Genomic DNA, 15459 nt, shown 5'->3' with positions numbered 1-15459 from the left:
CCCGACCGCCCCCATGGCCATGACGACGAGCACCGCCACCGACGCGCCGATAGCCGCGCCGACCGCCGAGGTCGAACTGCTGATCGGCGGAATGACCTGCGCCACCTGCGCGTCCCGGGTGGAGAAGAAGCTGAACCGGATGGACGGGGTGACCGCGACGGTCAACTACGCCACCGAGAAGGCGAAGATCAGCTATCCGCCCGGGACCGAGGTCGCCGACCTCATCGCGACCGTGGTGAAGACGGGCTACACGGCCGAGGAACCCGTCCGCGCGAAGCCCGCCGACGAGGGGGCCGGGAGCGCGGACGGGAGCGACCCCGAGTTCTCGGCCCTGCGCCACCGGCTCCAGGTCACCGTCCTCCTCGCGGCGCCCGTCGTGCTGCTCGCGATGGTCCCCGCCCTCCAGTTCGACTTCTGGCAGTGGCTCTCGCTGACGCTCGCCGCGCCCGTCGTCGTCTGGGGCGGCGCCCCGCTCCACCGGGCCGCCTGGACGAACCTGCGGCACGGCACCGCCACCATGGACACCCTGGTGTCCGTGGGCACGCTGGCCGCCTTCGGCTGGTCGGTGTGGGCGCTGTTCCTGGGGGACGCGGGCATGCCCGGCATGCGGCACCCGTTCGAGCTCACCGTCTCCCGCACGGACGGCACCTCCGCGATCTATCTGGAGGTCGCCGCCGGGGTCACCGCCCTCATCCTGCTCGGCCGCTATCTCGAGGCCCGCTCCAAGCGGAGCGCGGGCGCGGCGCTCAGGGCGCTGATGGAGCTGGGCGCCAAGGACGTCTCCGTCCTGCGCGACGGGCGGGAGACCCGGATCCCGGCCGACCGGCTGGTCGTGGGCGACCGGTTCGTCGTACGGCCCGGGGAGAAGATCGCCACCGACGGCACGATCGTCGAGGGCGTCTCGGCGGTCGACGCGTCGATGCTGACGGGCGAGTCCGTGCCGGTGGACGTCGGGCCGGGCGACCCCGTCACCGGTGCGACCGTGAACGCCGGCGGGCGGCTCGTCGTCGAGGCCGCCCGGGTCGGCGCCGACACCCGGCTCGCCCGGATGGCGCGGCTCGTCGAGGACGCGCAGAACGGCAAGGCCGAGGTGCAGCGGCTCGCCGACCGCATCGCGGGCGTCTTCGTACCCGTGGTCCTGGTGCTCGCGACCGCCACCTTCGGCGGCTGGCTCGGCGCGACCGGCGACAGCGTCGCCGCGTTCACCGCGGCCGTCGCCGTGCTGATCATCGCCTGCCCGTGCGCCCTCGGGCTCGCCACCCCCACGGCCCTCCTGGTCGGCACCGGCCGCGGCGCCCAGCTCGGCATCCTCATCAAGGGGCCCGAGGTCCTGGAGTCGACCCGCCGCGTCGACACCGTCGTCCTCGACAAGACGGGCACCGTCACCACCGGCCGGATGACCCTCCAGGACGTGTACGTCACGGACGGCACGGACGAGAGCGAGCTGCTGCGGCTCGCGGGTGCCCTGGAGCACGCCTCCGAGCACCCGGTCGCCCGCGCGGTGGCCGCGGGCGCGGAGGAACGCGCCGGGGTGCTGCCGGCGGCCGAGCACTTCGAGAACGTGCCCGGGCGGGGCGTACGAGGGCGTGTGGAGGGGCGCGAGGTGGCCGTGGGGCGGCTCTTCGAGGACCTTCCGCAGGAGCTGGCCCGCGCCAAGGACAAGGCCGAGCGGGACGGTCGTACGGCCGTCGTCGTCGGCTGGGACGGAAGCGCGCGCGGGGTGCTCGCGGTCGCCGACGCGGTCAAGGAGACCAGCGCCGAGGCGGTCCGGGAGCTGCGCGCGCTGGGGCTCACCCCGGTGCTGCTGACCGGGGACAACCGGGCCGTCGCCGAGGCGGTCGCGGCGGCGGTCGGCATCGACGAGGTGATCGCCGAGGTGCTGCCCGAGGACAAGGTCGACGTCGTACGGCGGCTCCAGGACGAGGGGCGGGTCGTCGCGATGGTCGGCGACGGCGTGAACGACGCGGCCGCGCTCGCCACCGCCGATCTGGGGCTGGCCATGGGCACCGGGACGGACGCGGCCATCGAGGCGGGCGATCTGACGCTGGTGCGCGGGGACCTGCGGGTGGCGGCGGACGCCATCCGGCTGTCCCGGCGGACCCTGTCCACGATCAAGGGCAACCTGGTGTGGGCGTTCGGCTACAACGTGGCCGCGCTGCCGCTGGCCGCCGCCGGACTGCTCAACCCGATGATCGCCGGGGCCACGATGGCCTTCTCGTCGGTCTTCGTGGTGACGAACAGTCTCAGGTTGCGCACCTTTGACTGAGACCCCCTGGAGTCCTGCGCGAGCCTCACATAAGCTCTTCACAAGGCTCGCGCATCATCCTTACGCTTGGGCCTCGCTCGCTGTATCCGGGCTCTTGCGCATCTAACGGACATATGCAAGAGACACAGATCACAGTGATGTGAACGTAACCACCGAAGGGGTTCGAAGGTCTAAGTTGACGGTGTCGGAAAGCGTCTTGGGGGGCGCGGACCGGCATCTGGGGATGTCTTGGGGGACTTCCTCAGAGATGCGTTGCCGGGGCACGTACACCGGGAAGCTTTGAGCGGCCCTCCCAGCGTGCGCGTCCCGGCACATCGCACACGCGGTAGTACGGCGGGTTCCTCCCGTTGTGCTCAACCGCAGGCACAACAACCGCATATCGACACAGCGAATTCAGGCGCTGTCCTCTGAACGCCCGGCCGGATCCCGTGGGGGGAATCCGCACCGGGACATGGGAAGGCGCCCTGGTCGTCGGCCCGTGGGGGGACTGACGCCGGGGCGCCTTCCGCTATGTCCTGAAGGGGCGCGGGGAACTGCGCGAACGACCCCCACGCACCCGCGCCCGACGAAGAACCGGTGGCGGGGGTACCCGTTCGGCTCCCCCGCCGGAGGCCCTAGCGCTCCTCGACCGGAACGAAGTCGCGCTCGACCACGCCCGTGTAGATCTGCCGGGGACGGCCGATGCGGGAACCCGGCTCCTTGATCATCTCGTGCCACTGGGCGATCCAGCCCGGAAGGCGGCCGAGGGCGAAGAGGACCGTGAACATCTCGGTCGGGAAGCCCATCGCGCGGTAGATCAGACCCGTGTAGAAGTCCACGTTCGGGTACAGGTTGCGCTGGACGAAGTACTCGTCGGAGAGCGCGTGCTCCTCCAGCTTGAGGGCGATGTCCAGCAGCTCGTCGGACTTGCCGAGGGCCGAGAGGACATCGTGCGCCGCCGCCTTGATGATCTTGGCGCGCGGGTCGAAGGACTTGTACACCCGGTGGCCGAAGCCCATCAGGCGGACGCCGTCCTCCTTGTTCTTCACCTTGGAGATGAAGGAGTCGACATCGCCGCCGCCCGCCTGGATGCCCTCGAGCATCTCCAGCACGGACTGGTTGGCGCCGCCGTGCAGCGGGCCCCAGAGCGCGTTGATGCCGGCCGAGATCGAGGCGAACATGTTCGCCTGCGAGGAGCCGACGAGACGGACCGTGGAGGTCGAACAGTTCTGCTCGTGGTCCGCGTGCAGGATGAGGAGCTTGTCCAGGGCGGAGACCACGACCGGGTCGAGCTCGTACTCCTGGGCGGGGACCGAGAAGGTCATGCGCAGGAAGTTCTCGACGTACCCGAGGTCGTTGCGCGGGTAGACGAACGGGTGACCGATCGACTTCTTATAGGCGTACGCCGCGATCGTCGGAAGCTTGGCGAGCAGACGGATCGTGGAGAGGTTGCGCTGCTTCTCGTCGAACGGGTTGTGGCTGTCCTGGTAGAAGGTGGACAGCGCGGAGACCACCGAGGACAGCATGGCCATCGGGTGGGCGTCGCGCGGGAAGCCCTTGTAGAAGTTCTTGACGTCCTCGTGCAGCAGGGTGTGCTGCGTGATGTCGTTCTTGAAGACGCTCAGCTCGTCGACCGTCGGCAGCTCGCCGTTGATCAGCAGATAGGCGACCTCGAGGAAGGTCGACCGCTCCGCGAGCTGCTCGATCGGGTAGCCGCGGTACCGGAGGATCCCCTGCTCGCCGTCGAGGTACGTGATGGCGGATTTATAGGCGGCGGTGTTGCCGTAGCCGCTGTCCAGGGTCACCAGACCGGTCTGGGCGCGGAGCTTCCCGATGTCGAAGCCCTTGTCGCCGACGGTGCTGTCGATCACCGGGTAGGTGTACTCGCCGTCGCCGTACCGCAGTACTACAGAGTTGTCGCTCACGTCATCCCTCACCGACGTTGTGCCTCTTCTTCGAGGTTGCCCTGACTGTCTCTACCCTCCCCCATTTGGCGCAGGAGAGTGCACTCGGGGTCGACCATTGGGCTTATCGACGGCACTCAGTGCCGCCAACTTGCTCATCCTGCCGCCTTCGTCACAGTTGGGGAAGTGCTCTGTGACCTTTACGACTCGTTTGATCGATCATTTTTTGTGATGCGTTCGAGAACCGCGTGCTCAACGGCCCGAGAGCCGGAAACCGAGGGCCGTACAGCGCCGGCCCGCCGAGACCGTACGCACCGCCTGGCCGATCGCCTTGCGCGAGCCGACGAGGACGACGAGACGCTTCGCGCGCGTGACGGCCGTATACAACAGGTTCCGCTGGAGCATCATCCATGCTCCCGTGGTGACGGGGATCACGACGGCGGGATATTCACTTCCCTGTGAACGGTGGATCGTCACCGCGTACGCGTGGGCCAGTTCGTCCAGTTCGTCGAACTCGTACGGAACCTCCTCGTCCTCGTCCGTCAGTACCGTCAGGCGCTGGTCCACCGGATCGAGCGAGGTGACCACGCCCACCGTGCCGTTGAAGACACCGTTCTTCCCCTTCTCGTAATTGTTGCGGATCTGGGTGACCTTGTCGCCGACACGGAACACCCGCCCGCCGAACCGCTTCTCCGCCATATCGGGCCGACCGGGCGTGATGGCCTGCTGGAGCAGCCCGTTGAGCGTGCCGGCGCCGGCGGGCCCGCGGTGCATGGGCGCCAGCACCTGCACGTCCCGGCGCGGGTCCAGGCCGAACTTCGCCGGGATCCGGCGGGCCGCCACGTCCACGGTGAGCCGCCCGGCCTCCTCGGTGTCGTCCTCGACGAAGAGGAAGAAGTCCTTCATGCCGTCGGTGACCGGATGCTGCCCGGCGTTGATCCGGTGCGCGTTCGTCACCACGCCCGACTGCTGGGCCTGGCGGAACACGCGGGTGAGCCGCACGGCGGGCACCGGGCTGCCGTCGGCGAGGAGGTCGCGCAGCACCTCGCCCGCGCCGACGCTGGGGAGCTGGTCGACGTCCCCGACGAACAGCAGCCGCGCGCCCGGCGGTACGGCCTTCACCAGCTTGTTGGCCAGCAGCAGGTCCAGCATGGACGCCTCGTCGACCACCACCAGATCGGCGTCGAGCGGCCGGTCCCGGTCGTACGCCGCGTCGCCGCCCGGCTTGAGCTCCAGCAGCCGGTGGACGGTCGAGGCCTCGGCGCCGGTCAGCTCGGCCAGCCGCTTGGCGGCGCGGCCGGTGGGCGCGGCCAGCACGACCTTGGCCTTCCTGGCCCGGGCCAGCTCCACGATCGAGCGCACGGTGAAGGACTTGCCGCAGCCCGGGCCGCCGGTGAGCACCGCGACCTTCTCGGTCAGCGCGAGCCGCACGGCCGCCTCCTGCTCGGGCGCGAGGTCGGTGCCGGTACGGCCCTTCAGCCAGGCCAGGGCCTTGTCCCAGGCCACTTCGCGGAAGGCCGGCAGCCGGTCCTCCTCGGTGCGCAGCAGCCGCAGCACCTGGGCGGAGAGGGAGAGTTCGGCGCGGTGGAAGGGGACGAGGTAGACGGCGGTGACCGCCTCGCCGTCCTCGCCGGGGACCTTCTCCCGTACGACACCCGGCTCGCCGGAGTCCTCGTCCGGCTCGGCCAGTTCGGCCAGGCACTCGATGACCAGACCGGTGTCGACCTGGAGCAGCTTCACCGCGTCGGCGATCAGCCGCTCCTCGGGCAGATAGCAGTGGCCCTGGTCGGCGGACTGCGACAGCGCGTACTGCAGGCCCGCCTTGACGCGCTCCGGACTGTCGTGCGGGATACCGACGGACTGCGCGATCCGGTCGGCGGTGAGGAAGCCGATGCCCCAGACGTCGGCGGCCAGCCGGTAGGGCTGGTTCCTGACGACGGAGATGGACGCGTCGCCGTACTTCTTGTAGATCCGGACCGCGATGGAGGTGGACACCTCGACGGTCTGGAGGAACAGCATGACCTCCTTGATCGCCTTCTGCTCCTCCCAGGCGTCGGCGATCTTCTTCGTGCGCTTGGGGCCGAGGCCGGGCACCTCGATCAGGCGCTTCGGCTCCTCCTCGATGATCGTCAGGGTGTCGACGCCGAAGTGCTGGGTGATGCGGTCGGCGAAGACCGGGCCGATGCCCTTGACCAGGCCGGATCCGAGGTAGCGCCGGATGCCCTGGACGGTGGCCGGCAGCACGGTCGTGTAGTTCTCCACGGTGAACTGCTTGCCGTACTGCGGGTGCGAGCCCCAGCGGCCCTCCATCCGCAGCGACTCGCCGACCTGGGCGCCGAGCAGCGCGCCGACGACCGTGAGAAGGTCGCCGGCGCCTCTGCCGGTGTCCACCCGGGCGACCGTGTAGCCGTTCTCCTCGTTGGCGTACGTGATGCGTTCCAGTACGCCTTCGAGGGTGGCCAGTCGCCGCTCTCCCGCCGGGGCGGCCCCCGCCTGATCGGTCATGATCCGACGGTACCGCCCGGCACCGACAGTCCCGTCGGGCGTCGGCCGTCAGTTCTCGGCGAGCGTCACGCAGGTGCCGACCACATAGCCGGTCACGCCGCTCCTGGTGACCTTCACCCAGCGCTTGCTGATGATGCCGCACTTCTCGTACGAGGAGCTGCCGTAGTACGAGGCACAGGACGCCGACGCGCTCTGGCCCTTGTTGACCTGGGCGAGGGCCGTGCCGCTGGTGCTGGTGCTCGAACGGATGATGACCGTCTCCAGGGCGGTCGCCGTGCAGGACGCCGCGGCCGCCGGGCTCGCGAACACGACTCCGGCCCCCACCAGGGCGGCCGCCCCCATGGACGCTCCGAGTATCCGGGCTGCGCGCATGTCTCTTTCTCCCCTGTCGGACTTCTGTCGGATCTTCGTTGGCGCGGGCATGCCACCCGCGCCCGGACACGGGAAGCCTAGATCGCCCCGCTCCGGGGTTCATCACAAATCGGTTTCAGCCACGCCGGAGTCTTGATTAACACCCGTGTAATCGATTCCAATCCTCCATACACAGCGATGTAATCGATTCCACGAGGAGGTGGAGCGGCGATGGCGAGCATCAAGGACGTGGCCGCCGAGGCGGGGGTCTCCGTCGCCACGGTGTCGCGCGTCCTGAACGACCATCCGTCGGTCAGCGAGGACGCACGCACGCGCGTGCTGGCCGCCGTCGAGGCCCTGGGCTACCGCCCGAACGCCGTCGCCCGGTCGCTGCGCACCGACCAGACCCGCACCCTCGGCCTGGTCATCAGCGATGTGATGAACCCGTACTTCACCGAGCTGGCCCGCTCCGTGGAGGAGGAGGCCCGCGCGCTCGGCTACAGCGTGATCATCGGCAACGCCGACGAACGGCCCGACCTCCAGGACCACCACGTACGGACCCTGCTGGACCGCCGGATCGACGGTCTGCTGGTCTCCCCCACCGACGGCGGCTCGCCGCTGATCCTCGACGCCGCGCGCGCGGGCACCCCGATGGTGTTCGTCGACCGGTGGATCCCGGGTGTCGACGTGCCCGTCGTACGGGCCGACGGGCGGGCGGCGGTACGGGACCTCGTCGCGCATCTGCACGGGCTGGGGCACCGCAGGCTCGCCATCATCGCGGGCCCGGCCGCCACCACCACCGGCAGCGAGCGCGTCGAGGCCTTCCGGGCCGCGATGGCCGAGTACGGGCTCCCCCTGCCGGACGCCTACATCGGGCAGGGCGACTTCCAGGCCGAGAGCGGACGCCGGGTCACCGACGGCTTCCTCGACCTGCCCGAACCGCCCGAGGTCGTGTTCGCCACGGACAACCTGATGGCCCTCGGCGCGCTGGACGCCGTCCGCGCGCGCGGGCTGCGCGTCCCGGACGACCTCGCGCTGGCCGCGTTCGACGACATCCGGTGGTTCGTGCACACGGATCCGCCGATCACGGCGATCGCCCAGCCGACGGGGGAGCTGGGCCGGGCCGCCGTGCGCGCCCTGGTGGACCGCATCGAGGGGCGGCCCTCGCGGTCCGTCACCCTCCCCGCCCGGCTCGTCGTGCGCCGCTCGTGCGGCGAGGCCGCCTCCTCCCCTGCCGCCTCTTCCCCTGCCGCCTCTTCCCCTGCCGCCTCTTCGCCGAAGGACCTGAGGAGCACCACGTGAGCCACCCGGACGAACTGCTGCGTATCGAAGGGATACGCAAGACCTTCCCCGGCGTCGTCGCGCTCGACAGCGTGGACTTCGACCTGCGCCGCGGCGAGGTGCACGTGCTGCTCGGCGAGAACGGAGCCGGCAAGAGCACCCTCATCAAGATGCTCTCCGGCGCCTACCGCCCCGACGCCGGCCGCATCCTGGTGGACGGCGCCGAGACCCGCATCCAGGGCGCGCAGGACGCCGAACGGCTCGGCATCGCCACCATCTACCAGGAGTTCAACCTCGTTCCCGACCTCAGCGTGGCCGAGAACATCTTCCTGGGCCGCCAGCCGCGCCGCTTCGGTCTGCTCGACCGCAGGCGGATGAACGCGGACGCCGCCGAACTCCTCGCCCGCGTGGGTGTCGACGTCGACCCGAGCACACAGGTACGCGAACTGGGCATCGCCCGGCTCCAGATGGTCGAGATCGCCAAGGCCCTGAGCCTCGACGCGCGGGTCCTGATCATGGACGAGCCCACCGCGGTCCTGACCACCGAAGAGGTCGAGAAGCTCTTCCGGATCGTGCGGAAGCTGCGGGACGACGGCGTCGGCATCGTCTTCATCACCCACCACCTGGAGGAGATCGCCGCCCTCGGCGACCGCGTCACCGTCCTGCGCGACGGCCGCAGCGTCGACCAGGTCCCGGCGGACACCCCCGAGGACGAACTCGTCCGGCTCATGGTCGGCCGGAGCATCGACCAGCAGTACCCGCGTGAACGCGCCGCGGCCGGGGCACCCCTGCTCAAGGTCAGCGGCCTCACCCGGGCCGGCGTCTTCCACGACATCGGCTTCGAGGTCCGGGCGGGCGAGGTGGTCGGCCTGGCGGGTCTGGTCGGCGCGGGCCGTACCGAGGTCGTACGGGCCGTCTTCGGCGCCGATCCCTACGACTCCGGCACCGTCGAGGTGCAGGGCCGGCCGCTCCGCCGGCACGACGTCAACGCCGCCATGGACGCCGGGATCGGCCTCGTCCCCGAGGACCGCAAGGGCCAGGGTCTGGTGCTGGACGCCACCGTGCAGGAGAACCTCGGCCTGGTCACCCTGGGCCGTTCCACCCGCGCGGGCTTCGTCGACCGGTCCGGGCAGCGGCGGGCCGCCGACCGGATCTCCGGACAGCTCAAGGTCCGGATGGCCGGACTGCACCAGCATGTGCGGACGCTGTCCGGGGGCAACCAGCAGAAGGTCGTCATCGGCAAGTGGCTGCTGGCCGACACCCAGGTGCTCATCCTCGACGAGCCGACCCGCGGCATCGATGTGGGCGCCAAGGTCGAGATCTACCAGCTGATCAACGAACTGACCGCCTCCGGGCACGCGGTTCTGATGATCTCCAGCGACCTCCCCGAGGTGCTGGGCATGAGCGACCGCGTCCTGGTGATGTCCCAGGGCCGGATCGCGGGCGAACTCTCCGCCCAGGAAGCAACACAGGACGCCGTCATGGCGCTGGCCGTCAGCGCGACCGCGGCAACGAACACAGCAGTAAAGGATGTGGAGGTCTCCCGTGGCCACTGACACGCTCAAGAGCAGTACGCACACGGGTGGTGCCCTCGCACTGCGCCGGATGCTCCTCGACAACGGTGCCCTCACCGCCCTGGTCGTCCTGGCCGTGGCCATGTCGTTCCTGTCCGGCGACTTCCTGGCCACCCAGAACCTCCTCAACGTCGGCGTCCAGGCGGCCGTCACCGCGATCCTGGCCTTCGGTGTCACCTTCGTGATCGTCTCGGCCGGCATCGACCTGTCGGTCGGCTCGGTCGCCGCGCTCTCCGCCACCGTGCTGGCCTGGGCCGCCACCGACCAGGGCGTCCCGGTGTGGATCGCGGTCCTGCTCGCCATCGCCACCGGCGTCGGCAGCGGTCTGATCAGCGGCGCGCTCATCTCCTTCGGCAAGCTGCCGCCCTTCATCGCGACCCTGGCCATGCTGTCGGTGGGCCGCGGCCTCGCCCTGGTCATCTCGCAGGGCAGCCCGATCGCCTTCCCCGACTCGGTGTCGAAGCTGGGCACCACCATCGGCGGCTGGCTGCCCGTACCGGTCCTGGTGATGATCGTGATGGGCCTGATCACCGCCGTGGTCCTGAACCGCACGTACATCGGCCGCACCATGTACGCGATCGGCGGCAACGAGGAGGCCGCCCGGCTCTCCGGCATCCGCGTCAAGCGCCAGAAGCTGGTCATCTACGCCCTGGCCGGCGCCTTCGCGGCCGTCGCGGGCATCGTCCTCGCCTCCCGGCTGGCCTCCGCCCAGCCGCAGGCGGCGTACGGATACGAGCTCGACGCGATCGCCGCGGTCGTGATCGGCGGCGCCAGCCTCTCCGGCGGGGTCGGCAAGGCGTCGGGCACCCTCATCGGCGCGCTGATCCTCGCGGTGCTCCGCAACGGCCTCAACCTGCTGTCGGTCTCCGCCTTCTGGCAGCAGGTCGTCATCGGCGTCGTGATCGCGCTCGCCGTCCTGCTGGACACGCTCCGCCGGCGTTCGTAGCCGCACGCCGCACGTCTCCGGCCCCCGTCCCCACGGTCCCCCCGCACCCGCACCCTCACCTCACCCGCAAGGAACCGTCATGCGCATCAAGCAGATCTCCGTCGCCACGGCCGTCATAGCCTCGCTCGCCCTCACCGCCACCGCGTGCGACTCCGGGTCGTCCGGCTCCTCCGATCTGAAGGTGGGTCTGTCGCTCTCCACCCTCAACAACCCCTTCTTCGTGCAGCTGAAGGAGGGCGCCCAGGCCGAGGCGAAGAAGGAGGGCGTCTCCCTCACCGTCACCGACGCGCAGAACGACGCCTCCCAGCAGGCCAACCAGATCGACAACTTCACCAGCCAGAACGTGAAGTCGATCATCATCAACCCGGTGGACTCCGACGCCGCCGGCCCCTCCGTCAAGGCCGCCAACAACGCGAACATCCCCGTCGTCGCCGCGGACCGCACGGTCAACAAGGCCACGGTCGCCACCACCGTCGCCTCGGACAACGTCGCCGGCGGCAAGCTCGCCGCCCAGACCATCGCCGAGGCCCTCGGCGGCAAGGGCACCATCCTGGTCCTGCAGGGCACCGCCGGCACCTCGGCCGCCAACGAGCGCGGCCAGGGCTTCACCGAGGGACTGAAGGCCTACCCGGACATCAAGGTCGTCGCCTCGCAGCCGGCCGACTTCGACCGCACCAAGGGCCTCGACGTCACCACCAACCTGCTCCAGGCCCACCCGGACATCACCGGTGTCTTCGCGCAGAACGACGAGATGGCGCTCGGCGCGATCAAGGCCCTGGGCAGCAAGGCCGGCAAGACGGTCAAGGTCGTGGGCTTCGACGGCACGCCGGACGGACTGACCGCGGTCAAGGCGGGCACGCTGTTCGCCTCGGTGGCGCAGCAGCCCCAGCTGCTGGGCCAGTTGGCCGTCGAGAACGCCGTGAAGGCCGCCAAGGGCAAGAAGGTCGACACCACGGTCAAGGTGCCGGTCAAGGTCGTCACCACGGCGAACGTCGCGGAGTTCTCCTCCTGACGTCGTCCGCGGACAAGTTGACGTCGTCCCGCACGGGGACGCCCGAACCGACGTAAGGAAACACAACGATGCACGGCTACGACCTGCTGGTCGTAGGGTCGGCCAACGCCGACCTGGTGATCGGCGTCGACCGCCGCCCGGCGGCCGGCGAGACGGTCCTCGGCTCCGACCTGGCCGTCCACCCGGGTGGCAAGGGCGCCAACCAGGCCGTCGCGGCCGCCCGCCTGGGGGCCCGTACGGCGCTGCTGGCCCGGGTCGGCGACGACGCGCACGGCCGGCTGCTCGACGACTCCCTGCGAGCGGCCGGCGTGGACACCGCCGGCATCCTCACGGGCGGGGCTCCCACCGGGGTCGCGCTGATCACGGTGGACCCGTCCGGGGACAACAGCATCGTGGTCTCCCCGGGCGCCAACAGCCGGCTGGCCCCCGCGGACGTCCGTGCGGCCGGGAGCCTGTTCCGGGCCGCACGGGTGGTCTCGGCACAGCTGGAGATCCCCTTGGAGACGGTCGTGGAGACCGTACGGAATCTGGCTCCGGGCAGCCGTTTCGTCCTGAACCCCTCACCGCCGCTGCCGCTGCCCGCCGAGGTGCTGGCCGCCTGCGACCCGCTGATCGTGAACGAGCACGAGGCACGCGTGGTGCTCGGGGACCTCGCGGGCGCCGGGCCCGAGGACTGGGCGCGGGGGCTGCTCGCCCTCGGACCCCGCTCGGTGGTCGTCACCCTGGGCGCGCACGGCGCGCTGGTGGCGGACGCGGACGGGACCGCCCGGATCGCGGCCGTGCAGGTCACGGCCGTGGACACGACCGGGGCGGGCGACGCGTTCACCGCGGCACTCGCCTGGCGGCTGGGGCTCGGCGAACCCCTGCCCGTCGCCGCCGCGTACGCCGCCCGGGTCGGGGCGGCCGCGGTCACCAAGGAGGGCGCCCAGGTGTCCTTCCCCACCGCCGAGGAGGTCGGGGCCCTGTGAAGAAGGCGGGCATCCTCAACCGTCATCTCTCCGGCGCGCTGGCCGCGTTGGGCCACGGGGACGGGGTGCTGGTATGCGACGCCGGTATGCCGATCCCGGACGGCCCCCGGGTGGTCGACCTCGCCTTCCGGGCGGGGGTGCCGTCCTTCGCGGAGGTCGTGGAGGGCCTGCTGGAGGAGCTGGTCGTGGAGGGTGCGACGGCGGCCTCGGAGGTACGGGAGGCGAATCCGGCGGCCGCGCGCCTCCTGACGGGCCACTTCACCCGACTGGCCTACGTCTCGCACGAAGAACTGAAAGAGCTGTCGGCGGGGGCCCGGCTGGTGGTCCGCACGGGCGAGGCACGGCCGTACGCGAACGTGCTGCTGCGCTGCGGGGTGTTCTTCTGAACCGCTGACGAGACCCGCTGGAGGGTCGGCGGTGACGCCGCGGAATGCTTCGAGGGGCCCGGTCCGTCGACCGGGCCCCTCGGCTTTCCCCCTCCAGCTGTCGAAACCCCCCGCGATCCCCCCAGATCCCCCCTCCAGAGGTCCCGACGCCCTGTACGACACGCAAGGGCCCGGAAGGGTTGCACGGCTTGTTGCACGGCTTTCCAGAAAGTTTCCGACAGGCGATTTGCCCCAAATGTGCCACATGATGTGGTCGTCCCCCTCTCCCCTCCCCCGAGGAGCACGACCATGTCCGAAGCGACCGAGGCCCCCGTCACGCCGTTCACCATCGGCGACCCGCTCGACTCCCCCTCCCACCCGGTAGAGGTACCGGACTTCGACGAGGAGTGGACCGTCGAGAAGGGGTTCGCCTGGGTGTTCTACGGCGAGGGCAACACCACCCTCACCCGGCCGGTGATCATCGCCGACGGCTTCAACCACGGCAAGAGCAAGCTGAAGGAGCTCTACGAGTTCCTGGAGGGCGAGGACTACCCCCTCATCAGCGAACTCCGCCGACGCCACAAGGATGTCGTCCTGCTCGGCTTCGACAACCGCACGGACTCCATCCTGACCAACTCCCAGGCGGTCGAGGGAACCATCCGCAAGGCCATCGAGCGCCGCTCGGGCAACGAACGGCTGATCGTCGGCGGCTTCAGCATGGGCGGCCTCATCACGCGCTACACGCTCGCCCGGATGGAGACCGACTTCCACGAGGACGAGCACCAGACGGGTGTGTACTTCTCGTTCGACACCCCGCACCGCGGCGCCTCCATCCCCATCGGCGTCCAGGCGTTCGCGTACCTGCTCCCGTACGGCCTGGACCTCAAGCCCCACCCCTTCGCGCAGCAGATGGACAGCGCGGCCGCGCGGCAGATGCTGTGGCAGCACTACGACAAGAAGACCCAGAAGACCGGGGTGGCGCCCGAACGCACCGCGCTGCTCAACGAGTTGGACCGGGTCGGCCAGTGGCCGCGGATCCCGCGCAAGCTGGCCGTCGCCAACGGCCGCGGCGACGGCATCGGGCTGCCCGACGTCGAGCCCGGCGAGGTCACACTGCGGCTCGACGTCCGCTACCCCGGCACCACGTTCTACGCCCAGGCGCAGGGCGACGACGTGACGGTCGCCTACCTGCACCGGAAGTTCCCGAAGACCGAGCAGACCGTCACGACCAGCGGCTTCCCCGAGCTGGACGGCGCACCGGGCGGGACGCTCGCGACGTACGAGATCCTCGCGAACTCGATGATCGAGGCCGGCGGCGAGGCGGACCTGCGGCAACCGCACGTGTGCTTCGTCCCGTCGGTCAGCGCGGTCGACATCTCGGACTTCGAGCGGCAGGGCGACCTGTACGCGCGGGTCGACGGCCTGGACCCGTCCCGGAGCGGCGTGGACGAGTTCCACTGCTCGACCGCGACGACCCCGCACACGCTGCCGACGGAGGAGCTGTGCACGTGGCTGCTGGACCGGTTCTAGCGTTCTAGCGTCGGTCTGACGGAGCGGCCGGGGCAGCAGGCGCGGACGGCGCCCCTGCCCCGGCCGCGCACCCCGAGCCCGAGAAGGATCGGGGACAACAGCACGGCAATCCGCCAGTGGTTGACTCCGGCCGTGCGGCCTGTGACACAGGCCCGCCATGGACACTGCAGAGCACGGCAAAGCGGAGAGATCAAAACATGCTGAATACAGTGGCGTTAGAGGCCCGGCCCCGCGGTCTGGGGCGGTTCGCGTTCCGGGGTTGGGCGGCGGCCTTCGCCGTCGGCCTGAGCCTGATGTTCTCGTTCTTCGGCACGAGCACCGCGTCCGCGGTGACCGTCCTCGGGCCGGCCCACCTGAGCAGCCTGGCGACCGGGCGCTGCCTCGACGGCGGCCCCGCGAACGAGAGCGGCAAGGGGGATGTCTACACGAACGGCTGCCAGTCGGGGAACCAGTGGCAGCAGTGGCAGGTGGAGATCGTCTACCACGCCAGCTACGACGTCGTCATGGTCCGTCACACGGCGACCAACACGTGCCTGACCCAGCAGCTGGGGCTTGCCACGGTCCCCTGCAACGGCGGCGACGCCTCCCAGCTGTTCCAGGCGCAGGGCTCGGGCTGGAACGACGTCCAGCTCAGGGACATGCCGCTCGCCAACTGCGTGGACGCCGACGGCAGCGGCGACGCGTACATGCTCGGCTGCAACGGCGGCCCGTACCAGCACTGGAAGCTGGGCTAGAGGCCTGTCGACGTAGATCGGCAAGCGTTCCGCCGGCGGGGCGC

The 15459-nt window shown here is 70.4% G+C and carries 10 protein-coding genes and 1 pseudogene; 8 read left to right on the top strand and 3 right to left on the bottom strand.

Features of this window, described 5'->3' with window-relative positions:
* The first annotated feature begins 19 nt into the window (after positions 1-19).
* Entirely contained in the window at positions 20-2266 is a 2247-nt protein-coding gene (locus tag ABZ490_RS41570) for a heavy metal translocating P-type ATPase (RefSeq protein ID WP_359002691.1), read from the top strand.
* A gap of 614 nt (positions 2267-2880) precedes the next feature.
* Here ABZ490_RS41570 and ABZ490_RS41565 read toward each other — a convergent pair.
* The 3 genes from ABZ490_RS41565 to ABZ490_RS41555 all read right to left on the bottom strand — a co-directional run bounded on the left by ABZ490_RS41565 (position 2881) and on the right by ABZ490_RS41555 (position 7026).
* The gene (locus ABZ490_RS41565; protein ID WP_359002689.1) at positions 2881-4170 is read right to left on the bottom strand and encodes a citrate synthase; all 1290 of its coding nucleotides are present in this window, start codon (positions 4168-4170) and stop codon (positions 2881-2883) included.
* A 231-nt stretch (positions 4171-4401) separates the two neighbouring features.
* Positions 4402-6654, bottom strand: coding sequence for an ATP-dependent RecD-like DNA helicase (locus tag ABZ490_RS41560; RefSeq protein ID WP_359002687.1), 2253 nt, complete (start codon positions 6652-6654; stop codon positions 4402-4404).
* A gap of 48 nt (positions 6655-6702) precedes the next feature.
* A complete protein-coding gene (locus tag ABZ490_RS41555) occupies positions 6703-7026 on the bottom strand; it encodes a hypothetical protein (RefSeq protein ID WP_359002685.1) in 324 nt (107 codons plus the stop codon).
* Positions 7027-7236: 210 nt separating this feature from the next.
* Here ABZ490_RS41555 and ABZ490_RS41550 point away from each other — a divergent pair, with 210 nt between their 5' ends.
* From ABZ490_RS41550 to ABZ490_RS41520, 7 genes and pseudogenes are all read left to right on the top strand, one after another.
* Entirely contained in the window at positions 7237-8307 is a 1071-nt protein-coding gene (locus ABZ490_RS41550; RefSeq protein ID WP_359002683.1) for a LacI family DNA-binding transcriptional regulator, read from the top strand.
* Positions 8304-9842, top strand: a complete 1539-nt coding sequence (locus ABZ490_RS41545) for a sugar ABC transporter ATP-binding protein (protein ID WP_359002681.1) — start codon at positions 8304-8306, stop codon at positions 9840-9842. The genes ABZ490_RS41550 and ABZ490_RS41545 overlap by 4 nt, the downstream gene beginning before the upstream one ends.
* A pseudogene (locus tag ABZ490_RS41540) lies at positions 9832-11818 on the top strand (substrate-binding domain-containing protein). The gene ABZ490_RS41545 and the pseudogene ABZ490_RS41540 overlap by 11 nt, the downstream one beginning before the upstream one ends.
* 68 nt (positions 11819-11886) lie before the next feature.
* Positions 11887-12786 (top strand): ribokinase, encoded by a 900-nt coding sequence (locus ABZ490_RS41535; RefSeq protein ID WP_359002679.1) that lies wholly within the window; start codon positions 11887-11889, stop codon positions 12784-12786.
* Positions 12783-13172: a D-ribose pyranase gene (gene rbsD, locus ABZ490_RS41530; protein WP_359002677.1), complete on the top strand. Its 390-nt coding sequence runs from the start codon at positions 12783-12785 to the stop codon at positions 13170-13172. Before ABZ490_RS41535 ends, rbsD begins: the two co-directional genes overlap by 4 nt.
* A 288-nt stretch (positions 13173-13460) precedes the next feature.
* Entirely contained in the window at positions 13461-14681 is a 1221-nt protein-coding gene (locus ABZ490_RS41525; protein WP_359002675.1) for a hypothetical protein, read from the top strand.
* Between the two features lie 197 nt (positions 14682-14878).
* Positions 14879-15415: a ricin-type beta-trefoil lectin domain protein gene (locus tag ABZ490_RS41520; protein WP_359002673.1), complete on the top strand. Its 537-nt coding sequence runs from the start codon at positions 14879-14881 to the stop codon at positions 15413-15415.
* The last annotated feature ends 44 nt before the right edge of the window (positions 15416-15459 follow it).

It is taken from the genome of Streptomyces sp. NPDC005811 (assembly GCF_040630405.1).
In the GTDB taxonomy this organism is placed as follows: Bacteria; Actinomycetota; Actinomycetes; order Streptomycetales; family Streptomycetaceae; genus Streptomyces.
This window is presented reverse-complemented; position numbering and strand designations above follow the sequence as displayed.